21 protein-coding genes are annotated in these 18166 nt (G+C 71.5%); 14 read left to right on the top strand and 7 right to left on the bottom strand.

The window, feature by feature from the left end:
- Nucleotides 1-13 precede the first annotated feature (13 nt).
- The gene (locus DEW08_RS13505; protein WP_109329837.1) at nt 14-475 is read left to right on the top strand and encodes a TIGR02444 family protein; all 462 of its coding nucleotides are present in this window, start codon (nt 14-16) and stop codon (nt 473-475) included.
- Nucleotides 476-499: 24 nt separating this feature from the next.
- On the opposite strand, the gene DEW08_RS13500 is transcribed toward DEW08_RS13505, so the two are convergent.
- Entirely contained in the window at nt 500-937 is a 438-nt protein-coding gene (locus DEW08_RS13500) for a hypothetical protein (protein WP_245986228.1), read from the bottom strand.
- Between the two features lie 214 nt (nt 938-1151).
- Here DEW08_RS13500 and DEW08_RS13495 point away from each other — a divergent pair, with 214 nt between their 5' ends.
- Both DEW08_RS13495 and DEW08_RS32350 read left to right on the top strand, forming a co-directional pair.
- The gene (locus DEW08_RS13495) at nt 1152-2693 is read left to right on the top strand and encodes a tetratricopeptide repeat protein (protein ID WP_245986226.1); all 1542 of its coding nucleotides are present in this window, start codon (nt 1152-1154) and stop codon (nt 2691-2693) included.
- On the top strand, nt 2672-2902 hold the full coding sequence (locus DEW08_RS32350) for a hypothetical protein (RefSeq protein ID WP_245986225.1): 231 nt from the start codon (nt 2672-2674) through the stop codon (nt 2900-2902). Before DEW08_RS13495 ends, DEW08_RS32350 begins: the two co-directional genes overlap by 22 nt.
- Nucleotides 2903-2912: 10 nt before the next feature.
- On the opposite strand, the gene DEW08_RS13490 is transcribed toward DEW08_RS32350, so the two are convergent.
- The 4 genes from DEW08_RS13490 to DEW08_RS13475 form a co-directional block, all read right to left on the bottom strand.
- A complete protein-coding gene (locus DEW08_RS13490) occupies nt 2913-3593 on the bottom strand; it encodes a carbonic anhydrase (RefSeq protein WP_109327896.1) in 681 nt (226 codons plus the stop codon).
- Between the two features lie 134 nt (nt 3594-3727).
- On the bottom strand, nt 3728-4321 hold the full coding sequence (locus DEW08_RS13485; protein WP_109327894.1) for a UbiX family flavin prenyltransferase: 594 nt from the start codon (nt 4319-4321) through the stop codon (nt 3728-3730).
- Nucleotides 4322-4401: 80 nt separating this feature from the next.
- Nucleotides 4402-5010 carry a DUF1013 domain-containing protein gene (locus DEW08_RS13480; RefSeq protein WP_109327891.1) on the bottom strand — a complete coding sequence of 203 codons (609 nt, stop codon included), beginning with the start codon at nt 5008-5010 and terminating at the stop codon, nt 4402-4404.
- A 296-nt stretch (nt 5011-5306) separates the two neighbouring features.
- Nucleotides 5307-6323 carry an NAD(P)H-quinone oxidoreductase gene (locus tag DEW08_RS13475; RefSeq protein ID WP_109327889.1) on the bottom strand — a complete coding sequence of 339 codons (1017 nt, stop codon included), beginning with the start codon at nt 6321-6323 and terminating at the stop codon, nt 5307-5309.
- Between the two features lie 119 nt (nt 6324-6442).
- Between DEW08_RS13475 and DEW08_RS13470 the strand changes: the two genes are divergently transcribed.
- Complete coding sequence (locus DEW08_RS13470) at nt 6443-6649, top strand: DUF1192 domain-containing protein (RefSeq protein ID WP_109327887.1); 207 nt, start codon at nt 6443-6445, stop codon at nt 6647-6649.
- A gap of 143 nt (nt 6650-6792) precedes the next feature.
- Here the strand turns inward: DEW08_RS13470 and DEW08_RS13465 are convergent, their stop codons facing one another.
- Nucleotides 6793-7593, bottom strand: coding sequence for a DUF2189 domain-containing protein (locus tag DEW08_RS13465; RefSeq protein WP_109327885.1), 801 nt, complete (start codon nt 7591-7593; stop codon nt 6793-6795).
- A 205-nt stretch (nt 7594-7798) separates the two neighbouring features.
- Nucleotides 7799-8023 carry a DUF4169 family protein gene (locus DEW08_RS13460; RefSeq protein ID WP_342760735.1) on the bottom strand — a complete coding sequence of 75 codons (225 nt, stop codon included), beginning with the start codon at nt 8021-8023 and terminating at the stop codon, nt 7799-7801.
- 188 nt (nt 8024-8211) lie between these two features.
- Here DEW08_RS13460 and DEW08_RS32345 point away from each other — a divergent pair, with 188 nt between their 5' ends.
- From DEW08_RS32345 to DEW08_RS13415, 10 genes are all read left to right on the top strand, one after another.
- Nucleotides 8212-9492, top strand: a complete 1281-nt coding sequence (locus tag DEW08_RS32345) for an AsmA family protein (protein ID WP_245986224.1) — start codon at nt 8212-8214, stop codon at nt 9490-9492.
- A gap of 86 nt (nt 9493-9578) precedes the next feature.
- Nucleotides 9579-11630 (top strand): AsmA family protein, encoded by a 2052-nt coding sequence (locus DEW08_RS32340; RefSeq protein ID WP_245986223.1) that lies wholly within the window; start codon nt 9579-9581, stop codon nt 11628-11630.
- Nucleotides 11631-11711: 81 nt separating this feature from the next.
- On the top strand, nt 11712-12080 hold the full coding sequence (locus tag DEW08_RS13450) for an accessory factor UbiK family protein (RefSeq protein ID WP_109327883.1): 369 nt from the start codon (nt 11712-11714) through the stop codon (nt 12078-12080).
- Nucleotides 12081-12284: 204 nt separating this feature from the next.
- Nucleotides 12285-12788, top strand: coding sequence for a type III secretion system chaperone family protein (locus tag DEW08_RS13445; RefSeq protein WP_109327881.1), 504 nt, complete (start codon nt 12285-12287; stop codon nt 12786-12788).
- Between the two features lie 42 nt (nt 12789-12830).
- Nucleotides 12831-13652, top strand: a complete 822-nt coding sequence (gene proC, locus DEW08_RS13440; protein ID WP_109327879.1) for a pyrroline-5-carboxylate reductase — start codon at nt 12831-12833, stop codon at nt 13650-13652.
- Between the two features lie 19 nt (nt 13653-13671).
- Complete coding sequence (locus DEW08_RS13435; protein ID WP_109327877.1) at nt 13672-14157, top strand: YbaK/EbsC family protein; 486 nt, start codon at nt 13672-13674, stop codon at nt 14155-14157.
- Between the two features lie 64 nt (nt 14158-14221).
- A complete protein-coding gene (locus DEW08_RS13430; protein WP_109327875.1) occupies nt 14222-14905 on the top strand; it encodes a TetR family transcriptional regulator in 684 nt (227 codons plus the stop codon).
- A 146-nt stretch (nt 14906-15051) separates the two neighbouring features.
- Complete coding sequence (locus DEW08_RS13425; protein WP_109327873.1) at nt 15052-15486, top strand: phasin family protein; 435 nt, start codon at nt 15052-15054, stop codon at nt 15484-15486.
- A gap of 143 nt (nt 15487-15629) precedes the next feature.
- Nucleotides 15630-15992 (top strand): tRNA-binding protein, encoded by a 363-nt coding sequence (locus tag DEW08_RS13420; protein ID WP_109327871.1) that lies wholly within the window; start codon nt 15630-15632, stop codon nt 15990-15992.
- Nucleotides 15993-16146: 154 nt separating this feature from the next.
- The gene (locus DEW08_RS13415; RefSeq protein WP_109327869.1) at nt 16147-18135 is read left to right on the top strand and encodes a methyl-accepting chemotaxis protein; all 1989 of its coding nucleotides are present in this window, start codon (nt 16147-16149) and stop codon (nt 18133-18135) included.
- Nucleotides 18136-18166 lie beyond the last annotated feature (31 nt).

Genomic DNA, 18166 nt, shown 5'->3' with positions numbered 1-18166 from the left:
GCGGGGCTTCCCGGTGGACGACCGGCCGGCAGCCGGTTCCGGCAATCCCTTCTGGGACTTCTCCCTGGCCGTCTACGGACGGCCGGGGGTTCCGGCCGCCTGCCTGTCGCTGCAGGACCGCAGGGGCGTGGACGTGAATGTCCTGCTCTTCGCCGCCTGGGCGGGGATGGCCTGCAGTGTCCGGCTGACCGCCGATGCGCTCGCCGCGGTCGATGCCGGGGGCCGGACATGGCGGGAGGAGGTCGTGCGGCCCCTGCGTGCGGTGCGCCGGCGCCTGAAGGAGGAGGACGACGCGCTCTACCGGCGGCTCAAGGCCGCGGAGCTGGAGGCGGAGCGGATCCAGCAGGATCGGATGTTCGCCGCCTGCGGCCTGCGGCCCGCACCCGGCGGCACGCGGGAGACGGCAGCGGCCAACCTGCTTCTGGCGGTGCCGGGTGGCGATCCGGCGCTGGATACGGTGATCGACGCGCTCTGACCGCAGATTGCTGACCGCCGCGCTTCAGCGGTTCAGGATCAGCATGTTGGGGTCCTGCTCGGTGTCGGTGACGGCGACCGCCTTGCCGACATAGAAGGCGTTGCAGCGCTTGCCGCCGGCGAGCCGGGTCAGCGCCGCTTCCCACTCCCGCCCGCGCGGGCCGACGATACGGAGCTTGAGCTGGTCGATCTCGGGAAAGAGTTGGTAGCCGTCGATCACCGTCGGCTCGACGCCCTTGGCGGTGAAGACGGTCTGGGTGATGGTCAGGGCCTTGCCGTTGACTTCCAGCGTCACGTCCTGCGCCCAGGGACAGCCGTTGCCGCCGGCCTTGGCGCCTTCGGATGCCAGCGCCTGCCCGCCGGAGAGCGCCACGACGGCCGACAGCACCGCACCGGCGAACCCGCCCGCCACCCGCCCGACGGCGTGCCACGGCAAGCCGTTCCGGTCCAGACCCATCGACATCCAACCCTCTCCCGGTTATTGGTCGCGCACCATAATTCGACCGCTCGATCCTGGCAACTTGCGGCCGGCCCTGAGCAGACCTGCAATGAAAGCCGTGCTCGCTTCTGGCTTGCCCAAGGGCGGCATCGTCAAGGTGCGTTGCAGCATCAATGATCGCAACCATCAAATTTCTACCAATTGTCACCTTCTTGCCAACTGTCACTGCGGACGCCCCATGGTCACAGTCGAACAAGCCGTTCTGATTGCACTCGACCACCACCAGTCCGGCCGCTGGGCGGAGGCTGAAGAGCTTTATCGCCGTATTCTCGAAGCCGACCCGCTGTGCGCCGATGCTCTGCTACTCCTGGGTGTCCTGCTGTCGCAGACCGGCCGGTCCCCGCAGGGGGTGGCGCCGCTGCGCCGCGCCGTCTGCCTGCGGCCGGACGGGGCCGGGGTGCTGTCCAACCTGGCGGGGGCGCTGCAGACGACGGGGGATGCGGTCGCGGCGGAGCAGGCCTACCGCCGGGCGCTGTGCTGCGACCCGCAGCTCGCCGATGCCCGTGCCAGCCGTGCCGCCGCCCTGCGGGCGCTGGGCCGGCCGGGGGAGGCCGCAAGGTCGGCGGCGCTCGCCCTGGCCCTGGCGCCGGCCCATGCTGACGCATTGGTGAACCGGGCGGACGCCCTGCTCGCGGCGCTGGACGGGGCCGGGGCCGAGCGGCTGGCCCGGCGGGCGCTCGTCGCCGCAGGGGATCGTCCGATGGTCCGCCTGACGCTGAGCGCGGCGCTGGCCCGGCAGCAGCGCTGGGCGGAGGCGGAGGCCGAACTGCGCGCCGCCGTCGCCCGGCAGCCGGGATTGGGGGAGGCCTGGGAGAGCCTGGGCAGCGTGCTCGCCAAGCAGGGCCGCGCCGCCGAGTCCCTGGCGGCCTTCGCCGAGGCGGAGGTGCGGCGTCCCGGTCCGGACCTGTGGGCGGCGCGCGGCGCGGCCCTGATCTCCCTCGCCCGCCCGGGCGACGCCCTGGCCGACTTCGACCGGGCGCTCGCGGTCCGTCCGCAGGATGCCGGCCTGCACTGGAACCGCGGATTCGCGCGCCTGCTGGCCGGCGACTATGCCGGCGGCTGGCCGGAGTTCGACTGGCGCCGCCGCGACGACCGGGCGGAGCCGCCCTGGCGCCCCTTCCCGCAGCCGACCTGGCGGGGGGAGGAGATCGCCGGCCGCACCATCCTGCTCCATGCCGAGCAGGGGCTGGGCGACACCCTGCAGTTCCTGCGCTTTGTGCCGCTGGTCGCCGCCCGTGGCGCCCGTGTCGTGCTGGAGGTGCAGCCGCCGCTCCTCCCCCTGGTGCGTGGGCTGGAGGGGGTCGCGCAGGTGATCGGGCGCGGTGACCCGCTGCCGTCCTTCGACCTGGAATGCCCGCTGATGAGCCTGCCGCTCGCCTTCGGCACCACGCTCGACGGCGTGCCGGCGGCGGTTCCCTACCTGCGCCCCGACCCGGCGCGCGTCGCCCGCTGGCGGAAACGGCTGGGGAGGGGAGGCCGAAGGTCGGTCTGGTGTGGGCCGGCAATCCGCGTTTCCCCGGCGACCGCCTGCGCTCGCCCCGGCTGGAGGGGCTGCGGCCGCTGCTCGGCGTGCCGGGGATACGCTTCTTCGGGCTGCAGATGGGGCCGGGACGGGAGGATCTGGCCGGGGCGGCGCTTCCACCGGGCTTCACCGACCTGGGGCCGGAGATCGCCGACTGGGCCGACACCGCCGCCATCATGGCCGGCCTCGATCTGGTGATTTCGTCCTGCACCGGTCCGGCGCATCTCGCCGGGGCGCTCGGCGTGCCGCTGTGGGTGGCGCTGCCCTTCTCGCCGGACTGGCGCTGGCTGCTCGACCGCGAGGACAGCCCCTGGTACCCGACCGCCCGGCTGTTCCGCCAGCCGGCCGTCGGCGACTGGGCGAGCGTGGCGCGCCGGATGGCCGACGCGCTGGCGGCGCTCGCCTGACCGCGTCCGGTCACTCGACCGGCAGGAAGATCTTGGTCTGCGGGTCGATCGACCACAGGTCGCCGGTTTCCAGGTCGAACCACCAGCCGTGCAGGCTGAGCGTCCCGGCCTCGACCCGTTCGCGGACGAAGGGGAAGGTCATCAGATTCTCGACGGAGGCCCGCACCGCCGCCCGCTCCACCACGTCGGGGAACTGCTGCAGCCGGTCGATGTCGCCCTGGCTGGCCTCCTCGCTCGTGCCGGCGATGTAGGGGTCGCAGGCCGGCCCGGCGATCGACACCCAGGGGGAGACGAAGTCGTCGTCGGTCGCCTGCCCGGTGCGCAGCCGGATCAGCCCCTGGATGCCGCCGCACTGGGCGTGGCCCAGGACGATGACGTGCGACACCTTCAGGACCTTCACCGCATATTCGATGGCGGCGGAGGTGCCGTGGTAGCTGCCGTCGGGCTGGTAGGGCGGGACGAGGTTGGCGACGTTGCGCACCACGAACAGTTCGCCGGGCTCCGCCTGGGTCAACAGGGCCGGGTCGACGCGGCTGTCGGAGCAGCCGATCATCAGCACCTCGGGATGCTGCCCCTCGGTGACGAGCTGCCGCATGCTGTCCGGACGCCGCTCGTAGTAGCGCGCCCGGAATCCCTTGATGCCGGCCAGAAGCTGGCGGATGGCCTCGTTCTGATCCTTCGCGTCCGTCATCGGCCCTGCGCCCTGTGATGCCGGCCGGCACAACGCCGGCCCCGTCATCGACGCGGTATAGCGGCATCCGCCCGGTCCGCCAAGCGGCTTCGCGCATTGCGGAAGGCCTTATCCGGATCCTCGGATCCCGATGATCAGATCTCGATGGTCTCCGGGGTGTCGGGCTCGCCCCAGCGATTCAGCGTGCCGGTGTCGATGCCGAACAGGTCGAGCACCCGGCCGACCGAATGGTCGACCAGATCGTCGATGGTCCGCGGCCTGGCATAGAAGGCGGGAACCGGCGGGGCGATCACGGCACCCATCTCGGCCAGCGCCGTCATGGTCCGCAGGTGACCGAGATGCAGCGGGGTTTCCCGCACCATCAGGACGAGCCGGCGCCGCTCCTTCAGCGTCACGTCCGCCGCCCGCGTCAGCAGGGTGGAGGTCACGCCGGTGGCGATCTCGCTCATGGTGCGGATGGAGCAGGGGGCGACCACCATGCCCATGGTGCGGAAGCTGCCGCTGGAGATCGCGGCCCCGATGTCCTGGGCGGGATAGCAGACGTCGGCGAGGGCGCGCAGCTCCGCCACCTTCATGCCGGTCTCGTGGGCCAGCGTGACCTCGGCCGACCGGCTGACCACGAGGTGCGATTCGACGCCGAGACGGCGCAGCGTGGTCAGCAGGCGGATGCCGAGGATGACGCCCGAGGCACCGCTGATTCCGACGACGAGACGGGGAGGGATGGTCATGTCCGGGATCTGGTGCGGTGCGCCGGAAGAACAAGCGCGCATCTCCCCCTTTCGATCAGGGGAGCCTGCGCGCCGGCGGCTCAGTGCGCCTCTTCCTGTTCGGAATAGGACTCGTCGTCCTCGCCGTACTCGCCGCGCGCGGCCTCTTCCGGGGGCAGCGGGGTGCCGCCGCGGCGGATGGCCAGCGCCAGCGCCTCTTCCAGCTCGCGCTGGGTGCACAGGCCGAGCAGGACCGGGTTGCGCGGCTTGATGTTCGGCGCGTTCCAGTGGGTCTTGTCGCGCACGGCGGCGATGGTCGGCTTGGTCGTGCCGATCAGGCGGCAGGTCTGCGCGTCCGACAGCTCCGGATGGTGCTTGACCAGCCAGGCGATGGCGTCGGGCTTGTCGCCGCGCTTGGTGATCGGGGTGTAGCGCGGACCCTTCGACCGGGTGGCCGGCAGCGGCAGGTCGGGCACCAGCAGCTTCAGGCGCAGGTTGGGGTTGCGCTCGCAGCGCTCGATCTCCTCCTTGGTCAGCTGCCCGTTGGCAACCGGGTCCAGGCCGACCATCCCGACCGCCACCTCGCCGTCGGCGATGGCCTGGACCTCCAGCGAATGCATGCCGCAGAACTCGGCAATCTGCTCGAAGGTCAAGGCGGTGTTCTCGACCAGCCAAACGGCCGTCGCTTTCGGCATCAAGGGCAGTGCCATCGTCCCTCCTGACAAATCCAATCCGACCGCACCCGTTGGCGGGTGGCGCGATCGGCCTTCCTCTCTTACCGGATTGTCCCGGACTTCGCTTTCCATATAGGGCCGAGTCCGGGCAATGTAAGCATGCTTGCGCAGGCCGCCGGGGAATCCCGGTCGCCTGCTCTTCTGCTAACCCGACTGACGCGCTTTCGCAAGCCCGAGGCACAGGCCCCGCGCCGGAATGCGCGAAAAAAGAGCAGGGCGGACCCGGTGCGGACTTTCGTATGCCGCTGGTCCGCCTGCCCCGACCGCGCCCTTTACGGGACCCCGGGGCCGACCGTCAAGACGATCTTGCCGATATGGGCGCTCGATTCCATCAGCCGGTGCGCCTCGACCGCCTCGGCCAGCGGGAAGGTGCGGTGGATCACCGGCTTGATCCGCCCCGCCTCCAGCAGCGGCCAGACCGTCTCGCGCAGCGCCGCGGCGATTCGGCCCTTCTCCGCCACCGGCCGGGCGCGCAGCGTCGACCCGGTCAGCGTCAGCCGCCTGGCCATCACCGGCGCCATGTTCAGCGAGACCTTCGGCCCCTGCAGGAAGGCGATCGAGACGTGGCGCCCGTCGGTCGCCATGATGTCGATATCGCGGGCGATATAGTCGCCGCCCACCATGTCCAAGACCACGTCGACGCCGCGCCCGCCGGTCGCCTCGCGGATCACCGCGGCGAAGTCCTCGGTCCTGTAGTCGATGGCGCGGTCGGCGCCGAGCCGCTCGCAGGCCCGGCACTTGTCGGCGCTGCCGGCGGTGGTGAAGACGGTGGCGCCGAAGGCCTTGGCGAGCTGGATGGCCGTGGTGCCGATGCCGCTCGACCCGCCATGGACCAGCAGCGTCTCGCCCGGCTTCAGCGCGCCGCGCTCGAACACGTTGGTCCAGACGGTGAAGAAGGTCTCCGGCACAGCCGCCGCCTCCACCATGGAGAAGCCCTTGGGCTTCGGCAGGGCCTGCACGGCTGGCACCACGCAATACTCGGCATAGCCGCCGCCGGCGACCAGCGCGCAGACCTCGTCCCCCAGGCCCCAGCCGGTGACGCCCTCGCCGATGGCGATGACCCGGCCGGCGATCTCCAGCCCCGGCAGGTCCGAGGCGCCCGGCGGCGGGTCGTAGCGGCCCTGGCGCTGGAACATGTCCGGCCGGTTGACGCCGGCCGCCGCGACCTCCACCAGGATCTCGTCGCGGCCGGGCACCGGGGCGGGGCGGCGGACGGGGCGCAGCACCTCCGGCCCGCCGGGCTCGGCGATCTCGACGCAGTTCATGCTGTCCGGCAGTGCGAGGCCCATCGGCTTTCTCCCTTTTCCCGACCGCGCGGAGCGGCCTCCGTTTGTATCGGCAGGCTGCGAAAGGTAGAATTGCCGCACCCCACTGGCAAGGACCGCGACGGCGTGTCCAGGAGGACGACATGGCGATCGACAGCGACGACCTGGAACCCGGGCATCAGGCCAAGCCCCAGGCCAATCCCCTTCAGAAGGACCTCACCCCCTTCGGCATTGCCGAGCTGAAGGCCTACATAAGCAGCCTGGAAGGGGAGATTTCCCGTGCGCGCCAAGCCATTGCTGCGCGGGAGGAACAGCGCACGGTCGCCGACGCCATCTTCAAGAAGCTCTGATCGCTCCGGCGTCGCCGGGGGGGGGGGCGTCGCCGGGGGCATCGCCGGGGCGGCCGGTGCCCTGAAGAAAATGGCTTGCCGGCGGGAGAGCCGCTCCCGCCGGCAAGCCATGGAAGTCGCTGTCTCCCGACCCGTCCGCCGCGTCAGCGGCCGACGAGGTCGCGATAGGCGTGCCAGGATGCATGTCCGATCAGCGGGAAGGCGAGGGCGAGGCCGAGGAAGCCGGTCACCATGCCCGCCGCGGTGAACAGCGTGATCAGGAAGGCCCAGACCGCCATCGGGCCGGCATTCTCGCGCACCACGGCGACGCTGGTCGCCATGGCGGTGAAGACGTCGGTGTCGCGGTCCAGCAGCATCGGGATCGACACCACCGCCACGGAGAAGACGGCGGTGGCGATGATGCCGCCGAAGATCGTGCCGGTCAGCAGGAACGGGATCGTCTCGGCCGAGAAGAAGATCCGGTCGACGAGCTGGTCGAAGGCCGGCGGCTCGGACGAGAAGAACAGGGCGAAGATCAGGAAGGCCACGCGGATCCAGGCGAGCATCGCCAGCATCAGCACCAGCCCGATTCCGGCGACCTGCACGCCGTTGCGCCGATAGGCGCCGATGACCGCCGTCATGGTCGGCCGCTGCCCCTGCTCCAGCAGCCGGCTCGCCTCGTAGAGCCCGACCGCGAACATCGGGCCGAGCAGCATGAAGCCGGCACCCAGCGGAAGGATCAGGTATTCCATCTCCTGCATCGCCAGTCCGGCGACCAGGACGAAGCTGGAGATCACCGCCAGCAGGCCGTAGGCGAAGCTGATGACCGGCGCCTGCGTCATGTCCTGCCAGGCGGCGGCCAGCCAGACCCAGGGGCGTTGGGTATCGACCGCCCGGACCGGCGGAAGAAAGGACCCGGCCGTTTGACCAGGCGTGTTGCCGTGGAGTGACGTGATGTCGGCCATGGTGACGGACCTCCCCCTTCTGTCACTGGGCGCAACCGGGGGTATCCCCGGACGACCATGGCGGGATGATCGCACCGAAACCGAGACAGTCGCAATAGGGAATTGTTTAGGTGACGGATAGTCTCAGGAAATTAGGGGTTATTCCCGAGTTTGCAGCTTGGGCTTTGCCGTTGCATGGCAGGGCCGGCCTGCTCCGGCCGGGCGCTCAGCGCGGGTCGTCGGGCTTCGGGCCGTCCAACCTGCTGCCGTCCAGGTCGCGGTCGGCGCGGCCGCGCTCCTGCCGGTCGCGGGTCTTCTCGGCCTTGGTCCGGCCGAAGCGGATCCGATTCGCCCCGGCTTCCTTTTCCCGCTCGCTGCGGGCGCGGGCCTTGCGGACTTTGTTGAGGTTGATGACGTCGCCCATCCAGGGATTCTCCGGCGCTGCGGCCATCCGGCCGTCGAGCATTCTGTCTGCGGATCGCAACTTGGTCGTGGGATTGCCCAAATTGCTTGTTTCATATCCACCGATTAGCTTAGCGAAGGACGGCGCGGGCGAGAAGGGCCGGTCGGGTCCGCCCCCCTGCGGCGGTACCCACAGCGCAATGGATGAAACCGACCAGTAGGGAAGGCGGACCCTCGGTGAAGAAGATCGTGATCGCAATCCTGGCCGTGCTCGCCGTTCTGGCGGGCGCATTGCTGGGCTTGCCCTCCCTGGTGGACTGGAACGGCTACCGCGCCCAGATCGCGGAACGTGTCGCCGCGGCGACCGGGCGCGCCGTGGAACTGAAGGGCGACGTCGGCCTGTCGATCCTGCCGACCCCGGCCTTCACCGTCCGCGATGCCCGCCTCGCCAACGCCCCCGGCGCCGCGGAGGCCGACATGGTCCGGCTGAAGAAGCTGGACGTGCGGATCGCGCTCGGCCCGCTGCTCGGCGGTCGCGTCCAGGTGGAGAGCATCGCGCTGGTCGAGCCGACCGTGGTGGTGGAGGTTCTGCCCGACGGCCGGCTGAACTGGGATCTCTCCGCCGACCGCGCCGACAGCCGCGGCACCGGAAGACAGGCGGACGCCATCGTGTCCTCCGTCAGCTTCGATCAGGTTTCCATCGACAGCGGCACGATCCTCTACCGCGACGACCGCTCCGGCCGGATCGAACGGTTGGAGAATGTGAACGCCCGCATCGTCGCCGGCAGCCTGACCGGCCCCTTCCAGGTGCAGGGCACCTTCACGCTGCGCAGCACTCCGGTCCGCACCGAGATCACCACCGGCCGCTTCACCGAGGGGGCGGCCGTGCCGCTGCGCGTGTCGCTCGGCCTGCAGGACAGCGACGCGACGCTGCGCTTCGCCGGCATCATCGCCCAGGGGAACAACGGGCAGGCCGGCGCCCCGGCCGCGTCCGGCGGCGGTCCGCGCGCCCAGGGCGACCTGCGGGCGGAGGGCGGGGACCTCAACCGCGTCCTCGCGGTGATCGGGGCCGGCGGCAGCCCGGCGCTCGCCCAGCCCTTCAATCTGCGCACGGCGATGGAGGCGACGACCGCGGCGGCCTCCTTCTCCAACCTGGAGGTCCAGCTCGGCGACACCCGGGCGTCCGGATCGGCGTCGCTGCGCAACGGAACGCCGACGCGGGCGGAGCTGACCCTGGCCCTCAACCGGCTGGACATCGATGCCTGGCGGGGCCGGTTCTCGACCGGCGCTCCCGCCGCCGCCGATGCGCAGCCCTCCGTGCCGCCGCCGGCTCCCCCCGCCGCGGACGGGACGCCGGCATCCGCGGAACCGACCAGGGCCGACCGCCCGTCGATCCGCGTTCCGGAGCTGCCGGGGGGATCGACGTCAAGCTCGACCTGTCGGCCGACGGCATCACCTACAACGGCAGCGTCGTCCGCCAGGGCCGGATCGAGGCCACCCTGTCGGGCGGCCGTCTGAACGTCGACCGGTTCAGCGCGCTGCTGCCCGGCGGGTCCGACCTCGTCGCCGCCGGCGAGCTGACGACCCCCGGCGGCCTGCCGACCATGGACCTGCGGGTGGAGGCGAACGCCGACAATCTGCGGGCCCTGCTCGACTGGATGAAGCTCGACACCCATGCCGTTCCGGCGGACCGGCTGCGCCGGGCCTCGCTGGCCGCCCGCCTCGTCGGCACGCCCGGCCGGTTCGAGATCGGCGGCCTGGATCTGCGGGTCGATACCAGCCGCCTGTCCGGCGCCGTCGCCTATGTCGACCGCGGCAGGCCCGCCTTCGGCGCCCGGCTGGAGCTGGACCGGCTGAACCTCGACGCCTACCTGCCCCCGGAGACGGGCGCGGCCCCGACGCCCGCCGCGCAGCCGGCGCCTTCCGGCCAGCCGCAGAGGCCGGCGCAGAAGGCCGGCCGCGCCGCCGCCCGGCAGCCGGAGGAGCCGGCCTCGCTGCGCCTGCTGAAATCGGTCGACGCCAACCTCGACCTGACGGTCAGCCAGCTCACGGTGCGCGGGCTGCCGGTGCAGGGGATCAGGCTCGACGCGACGGTGGCCGGCGGCGGCGTGACCATCCGCGAGGCGCGCATCGACGACTTCATCGGGCTGAAGGGGCGGCTGGACGGGCAGGTTGCCGCCGTCTGGCCGCTGCGCGGCGCCAACCTCGCCCTGACCGCCGAGGCGGCGAACCTGTCCAGCCTGCCGAGCGCCGTCGCCTGGCCGCCGGGCATCCCGGCGCCGGAGCGGCTGGGCGCCGTCACGGCGCGCGCGCGCGTCGCCGGCGATGCCGAGCGGCTGGCGGTGGAGGTGAATGCCGGGATCGCCGACGCGACGCTGGAGGCCGGCGGCGCCCTGCTGGCGCTGGAGACCGATCCGGCGGCCGACCTGAAGCTGCGCCTCACCCACCCGGAGATCGGGCGTGCCGCCGCCCTGTTCGGCGACGGGCAGCCGGCGCGTGCCTATGGGCCGCTCGACCTCTATGCCGAGCTGCGCGGGCCGCGCAAGATGCCGGTCCTCGGCAACATCCAGGGCATCGTCGCCGGGGTGCCGCTGCGTGGCCGGGCCAACGCCAACCTGACCGGCAGCCGCCCGCGGGTGGAGGCCGATCTGCAGACCGGCGATCTCGACATCGCCCGGCTCGCCGCGGCTCCGGCCCTGGCCTCCCGCGTCGGGGCCGCCGGGCCGGCAGCCGGACAGGGAGCCGGACAGGGAAGCGCCCCGGCCGCGGCGCCCGCGGCGGACACGCCGGCCCGCTTCGACCTCGGCTGGATGCGTTCCTTCGACGGGCGTCTCGCCCTGACGCCGGCCTCTCTGGTGATCGGCGACACCCGCATCGACGAGCCGGCGCTGCGCGCCACGCTGGAGAACGGGGTCCTGAAGCTGGAGGAGTTCGACGGAAGCTGGGCCGGCGGCCAGGTCTGGGCGAGCGGCAAGCTCGTCGCCGCCGAGGGCGCCGCCCCGGCGATGGACGGCACCGTCACCGTCGGCAAGGCGAGGCTCGACCAGCTCGCCGGGCTGTCCGGCCTCGGCTTCGCCGGCGGCTCCGCCGACCTGGAGGCGACGCTCGCCACCACGGGCGACAGCGGCGACGCCCTGCTGCGCGGCCTGACCGGCAAGGGGCGCGTCGCCGCCCGCGACGGCCTGCTGACCGGGCTCGATTTCGCCGCCATCCGCGACCGGCTGACCCGCATCGACCGGCCGCAGGAGGTTCTCGGCGCCATCGCCGGCGGGCTCCAGGGCGGCCAGACCCGTTTCGGGCGGCTGGACGGCACCTTCACCGTCAGGAACGGCGTGGCCCGGACGGAGGATACCCGCGCCGTCACCGACTTCGGCGAGGCGGCGGTGGTCGGGCAGGTCTCGCTGCCGCAGGGCACGGTCGATGCCCGCATGCGGGTGACCATCGCGGCCGATCCGCCGCTGCCGCCGCTCAGCCTGCGGGTCAGCGGGCCGCTGGCCGCCCCGACCCGGTCGCTGGAGATGCAGGAGCTGCAGGACTATTTCGCCCGCCGGGCGGGAGAGGCGCTGAAGCCCAGCCTGCCCGTTCCCAACCTTCAGGGCGTCCCGGCGAATCCGGAGGGGCTCATCCGCGGGCTGATCGACGGGCTGAAGCGTTGACCGATGATGCCAGGACCAACCCGGTTGAAGTCCGCCGGGGTGGAGCCCATAATGAAACCCGGTAATTGAGGTATTTTCCCGATGCAGGTGGACAACAAGATCCTGGACGATCTGGCCCGCGTGGCCGGTGGCGCGCTCGGCGCCTTCTCGTCCTTGCGCGAAGAGGTCGAAGGTCAGCTTCGCCAGCAGTTCGAGCGCGTGCTGTCGCGCATGGACGTGGTGAGCCGCGAGGAGCACGAGGCCGTCCGCGCCATGGCCGCCAAGGCCCGCGAGGAGCAGGAACTGCTCGCCGAGCGGATCGCCACGCTGGAGGCGACGGTCGCCTCCCTGGCGACCGCGGCCTCGACGCAGCCGTTGCCGGCCGACCATGCGCCGGTGGTGTCCGAGTCCGCCCCGGCTCCCTCGGTGATCGCCGATCCGGGCAGCAAGCCGGCCGACGCCGGGGCGTGAAGACCGGGTCCCGGCGCTCCGCAATCCGTCATCGCAGTGGACTGCCGCGCCCACGGCGGCAAATTCTGTTGCGCCGTGGGGGGGCCTTTGGCACGGTGCCAGCCGTAGCTGCCCCCGGGGCGATGTATACACGATCTGGAGGCTTCGGCCTCGTTGCCCTGGAGGGCGGCGTCATGCGCCGCACCTTCACAGGAGGACGCTGACATGTCGGCCGTTACCGCCGAAACCACCGCTTCCGCCCATAATCCGCTCGATGTGGTCGAGGAAATCGTCACCGCCAACGAATGGCCGTTCGAGCGCGCGACCGAGGACGAGCTGATCGTCGAGATCGGCGGGCGCTGGTGCGACTACCGGCTCTACTTCGTGTGGCAGCCGGACGTCAGCGCGATGCAGTTCTCCTGCCAGTTCGACATGAAGGTCCAGGCCGCCCGCCGCGGCGCGGTGGCCGAACTGCTGGCCGAGGTGAACGGCCGCATGTGGCTCGGCCATTTCGACGTCTGCCCGGAAGAGCACACGCCGATGTTCCGCCAGACCATGCTGCTGCGCGGCTCGCGCGGCGCCACGGTGGAACAGCTCGAGGATCTGGTGGAGATCGCCCTGTCGGAGTGCGAGCGCTTCTACCCCGCCTTCCAGTTCGTCATCTGGGGCGGCAAGAGCGCGCAGGAGGCGGTGTCCGCCGCCATCCTCGACACGATGGGCGAAGCTTGAGAACACCATGGCCGGGATGATCGAGCGGAGACGGGGCGGGCGATGAGCGAGGGCGTCGGGGCGAAACTGCTGCTGGTCGGCTGCGGCAAGATGGGCGGTGCGATGCTGGACGGCTGGCTCGCCTCCGGCGTCGCCTCGCGGGTCGTGGTGATCGATCTCTCCGGCGTGCCGCAGTCGCTGGAGGGCGACGGCCGCGTCGCCGCCGCGTCCGGTCCCGACGCCCTGCCGGACGGCTTCGTCCCGGACGTCGTCGTGCTGGCGGTCAAGCCGCAGGTGATGGACGGCGCCCTGCCGGCCTACCGGGCGCTGGTGCGTCCCGGCACCGTCTTCCTGTCGATCGCCGCCGGCAAGACCATCGCCTATTTCCAGCGCGTGCTGGGGGAGCAGGCGGCGGTCGTCCGCTCCATGCCCAACACCCCCGCCGCCATCGGCCGCGGCATGACCGTCGCGGTCGCCAGCCCGGCCGTCGCGCAGGACCAGGTGGCGCTGTGCGACCGGCTCCTCCATGCGGTCGGCGATGTCGCCTGGGTGGAGGAGGAGGGGCTCCTCGATCCGGTCACCGCCGTGTCGGGCAGTGGCCCGGCTTACGTCTTCCTGCTGGTCGAGGCGCTCGCCAGGGCCGGCGAGGCGAGCGGGCTTTCCCCCGACCTCGCCATGCGGCTGGCCCGCGCCACCGTCTGCGGCGCGGGTGAACTCCTCCACCAGTCGCCGGCCCCGGCGGCCGATCTGCGCAAGGCGGTCACCAGCCCGAACGGCACCACCCAGGCGGCGCTCGACGTGCTGATGGGGCCGCAGGGGCTGCAGCCGGTGATGGACGCCGCGGTCGCCGCGGCCACCCGGCGGTCGCGCGAACTCGCCCAGTGACCGGCCGGGGCGCCCGGAGATGACCGGCCTCAGCCCCTCCGCCCGCCGCGTGCAGGACCTGCTGGATGCCGCCGGGCTCGGCCACCGCGTCGTGGAGCACGAGGGCAGCACCCGCACCTCCGAGGAGGCGGCGGCCGCCATCGGCTGCACTGTCGCCCAGATCGCCAAGTCGCTGATCTTCCGCACCAAGGAAACCGGCCGGCCGGTCCTCGTGGTCGCCAGCGGGGTCAACCGGGTGGACGAGAAGGCGGTCGGCCGGCTGGTCGGCGGGAAGATCGCGCGCGCCGATGCCGACTTCGTGCGAGAGGCGACCGGATTCGCCATCGGCGGCGTCGCGCCGATCGGCCACAGCGTTCCGCCGCTCGTCCTCATCGACCGCGACCTGATGGCGTTCGCCGAGATCTGGGCCGCCGCCGGCACGCCCAACGCCGTTTTCCGACTCACGCCGGCCGACCTCGTCAGCCTGACCGGCGGGCGGGTCGAGGACGTGCGCAAGGCCGGGTGACGGACCGCCTCCGCCGCACCATCTTGTAGCGGGACCGATCAGGATGGGACGGACGAGGCCGACGATGGACGATACCCCCGACAGCGCAACCGGCCCGGCGACTCCGGGCGATCCGGGAACGCCGGGCGATCCCGGTGACGAGATGGATCGGCGCGTCGCCGCCGCCGCGATGCGGCTGGCCGCCGACCGCGGCTGGCACAGCACCAGCGTGCTCGACGTCGCCCGCGCGGCCGGCGTGCCGCTGGTCGTCTTCCACCGCCGCTATCCGACCCGTGCCGCCGTGCTCGCCTCCGTCTCGCGCGTCGCCGATGCGGCGGTGCTGTCGGTCGACACGCCGCCGGACCCGGAGGAGGGGGCGCGCGACCGGCTGTTCGACGTGATGATGCGCCGCTTCGACGCGCTGGTGCCCTACCGCGACGGGCTGCGCGCCGTCCTGCGCGACCTGCCGCGGGAGCCGGTGACCTCCCTGTGCTTCGGCCGGCAGTATGGCCGCTCCATGGCCTGGATGCTGCGGGCCGCCGCGGTCGAGGTCGACCGCCGGGGTGGCGGCGCCCTGGTCGCCGGACTCGGCGGGGTGCAGGCGCGGGTCATGCGGGTGTTCGTCCACGACGACAGTCCCGACCTCTCCCGTACCATGGCGGCGCTCGACACCGAGCTTCGCCGGGCGGAGCGCTGGGCTGAGGCATTGTGTCGCTGGCGCCCGCGTCGCGACGCCCCGGACCGTCCCGCTGCGCAAACGGTTGGCTGAATAGGCCATTTGCGCAGGTGCGCCGCCCGTAATCGGTGTTTATGCTGCGTCGCGAAAGGGCGTTGACTATCATTTCGGCAGTCTGCATAGTCCGGGAGCGGACATGCTGCGCCGCAGCAAAAAATTCACCCACGGGGACGAGAAAGATGGCCACGTCGAACGGTAATCCCTTCCTTGATTTCGACATCACCAAGATCATTGGCGATTTCAAGATGCCTGGCGTGGACGTCGAGGCCCTGATCGCCAGCCAGCGCCGCAACATCGAGGCGGTGACCGCCGCCAACCAGCTCGCCTTCGAAGGGCTGCAGGCCGCCGCCCGCCGCCAGGCCGAGATCCTGCGCTCCTCGCTCGAGGAGGCCAGCGGCTACGTCAACCAGGTCGTCGCCGCCGGCACCCCGGAGGAGAAGGCCGCCCGCCAGACCGAGCTGGTGAAGGCCGCCTTCGAGAAGGCCATCGCCAACGCCCGCGAAGTGTCGGAGCTGCTGGCCAAGTCCAACACCGAGGCCGCCGAGATCCTCTCCAAGCGCGTGTCGGAGAGCCTGGACGAGCTGAAGTCGGCGATCGCCAACGTGCGCAAGTAACGGGACGACCGCTGCCGCGCCAGGCGCGGCGGCACCCGTCACGGAAAAGGGCTGCCCCCGCGGGCGGCCCTTTTTGCGTTTCCTGCCGTGCCGGCCGCGGGGTAGCCTCGTCTCCTGCCACGGACAAGAGAGCGGAAGCCCCCATGACCAGCACTGACGGCAGCAAGACCGCCCCGATCTCCTACGACGATTTCCTGAAGGTCGACATCCGCGTCGGCACCATCACGGCGGCCGAGCCGTTCCCCGAGGCGCGCAAGCCGGCCTATAAGCTGACCATCGATTTCGGGCCGGGGATCGGCGCGCGGCGCAGCTCCGCCCAGATCACCACCCATTATGTGCTGGAGGAGCTGGTCGGCCGTCAGGTCCTCGCCGTCGTGAACTTCCCGCCCAAGCGCATCGGCCCCTTCACCAGCGAGGTGCTGTGCCTCGGCCTGCCGGATGCGGAAGGGGCGGTGATCCTCGTCGGACCGGGGAAGCCGGTGCCCGATGGCGGCCGTCTTTATTGAACCGGCACGCGGTTCCACAGCCGTGCGGATGCCGGCGCGGCGTCGGCTGTCAATGACAATTGTGTAAACCTTTAGGAAACCTCTGGCGGAGTAAGCCTCTCCCCGTCGGTCGCGTTGTTGCATTGCGGCATTGCCGTCCAGGGGAGGGGTCCTGATGCAGTCGTTTGTCGCCCGGATGTCGATCTCGAAGAAGGTCAGCATCCTGAACCTTCTGGGCATGCTGCTGCTCAGCGGCGCCGTGCTTCTCGTCATCGGGCAGGTGATCGGCCGCGAACTGGAACGGCAGGCGATCGACATGCAGCGGCTCAGCATGGAGATCGCCTGGAGCTCCCTGCTGGACAAGGGAACGGACTTCTCGGTCGCGGACGGCACGCTGCGTCTGGGCGGCATCGTCCTCAACGGGAACAACGAGACGGTCGACAAGATCAAGAAGATCACCGGCGGCACCGCGACCATCTTCCAGGGCGATACCCGCGTCGCCACCAACGTGCTGAACAAGGACGGCAGCCGGGCCACCGGAACGAAGCTGGCGCCCGGTCCGGCCCATGACGCCGTGCTCGGCCGCGGCAACGGCTACCGCGGCATGGTGACGATCCTGGGCGAGGAGTATTACGCCGCCTACGATCCCATCAAGAACGGCCGCGGCGAGACGATCGGCATCCTCTATGTCGGCATCAAGAAGAGCGACGTCTTCGCCACCTTCGACGACAGCATGCGCTTCGCCACCCTGTTCGTGATCGGCTGCGCGCTGGTGCTGGCGGTGCCGGGCTACCTGCTGCTCAGCCGGCTGCTGCGGCCGCTGGGCCAGCTCGACCGCGCGATGCAGGCGCTGTCCGCCGGCGACCTCGCCACCCCCATCGCGGGCAGCGGGCGGCAGGACGAGATCGGCGCCATGGCCCGCTCGGTCGCCATCTTCCGCGACGGCATGGCCGACGCCGAGCGCCTGCGGGCAGAGCGCGAGCAGCGCCGCCGGGAGGCGGAGGAGGAGAAGCGCCGCGCCCTCCAGGGCATGGCCGACACGGTGGAGCGGGAGTGCCGCGACGCCGTCAACCGCGTTTCCCAGCGCACCCAGTCGATGGACCATAATGCCGAGGCGATGGCGGGCTCCGCCGGACTGGTCGGCGTCAGCGCGCAGGAGGTCGCCGCCGCGGCCCAGCAGGCGCTCGACAACGCCCAGGCCGTCGCCTCCGCCGCGGAGCAGCTCTCCGCCTCCATCGGCGAGATCGGTGGCCAGGTCGGCCAGGCCGCCAGCGTCACCCGCTCGGCTGTCGAGGCCGGGCAGCGGACGCAGCGGACCATCGAATCGCTGTCGAGCGCGGTCGGCCGGATCGGCGACGTCGCCAGCCTGATCCAGGGCATCGCGGCCCAGACCAACCTGCTGGCCCTCAACGCCACCATCGAGGCCGCGCGGGCGGGGGAGGCCGGCAAGGGCTTCGCCGTCGTCGCCAACGAGGTGAAGAACCTCGCCAGCCAGACCTCGCGCTCCACCGAGGAGATCTCGCGCCTGATCGCCGAGATCCAGGCCGTCACCGCCGAAAGCGTCTCAGCCGTCGAGCAGATCGGCCGCACCATCGCGGAGATCGACGACATCTCGACCACCGTCGCCGCCGCCATCGAGCAGCAGGGGGCCGCGACGCAGGAGATCTCGCGCAACGTCGCCCAGACCGCCGCCGTCGCCAGCACCGTGTCGGTCCGCATCGGCGAGGTGTCGCGCGAGGCCGCCGTCACCGGCAACCGCGCCGGCGAACTGCGGCACGACGCCTCCGAGGTCGCCGTCAGCATCGACAACCTGATGCACACGCTCGTCCGCGCCGTCCGCACCGCGTCGGAGGATGTCGACCGCCGCACCTTGCCGCGCTACCGCGTCGGCCGCTCCTGCACGGTCGCCGCCGCCGGCGGAACGTTGCGGGTCACGCTGTCCGACATCTCGCGCAACGGCTGCGCGCTTGCCGACGCCGGGGCGGTGCCGTCGGAGGGGACGCTGCAGACCGACCTGATCGCCATGCCGCTGCCCTTCGAGGTGCTGAACCGCGAGCGGGAGTCGGTGCGCATCCGCTTCCGCCTCGACGCCGGGGAGCGGGCGGCCTTCGACGCGCTGTTCGACCGGTTCGAGGCCGGGCCGGTCGAGCGAATCGTCGCATGACAGTCCTGCACCTTGGCGCTAGACCGTAAGA

This window comes from Azospirillum thermophilum, assembly GCF_003130795.1.
In the GTDB taxonomy this organism is placed as follows: Bacteria; Pseudomonadota; Alphaproteobacteria; order Azospirillales; family Azospirillaceae; genus Azospirillum; species Azospirillum thermophilum.
This window is presented reverse-complemented; position numbering and strand designations above follow the sequence as displayed.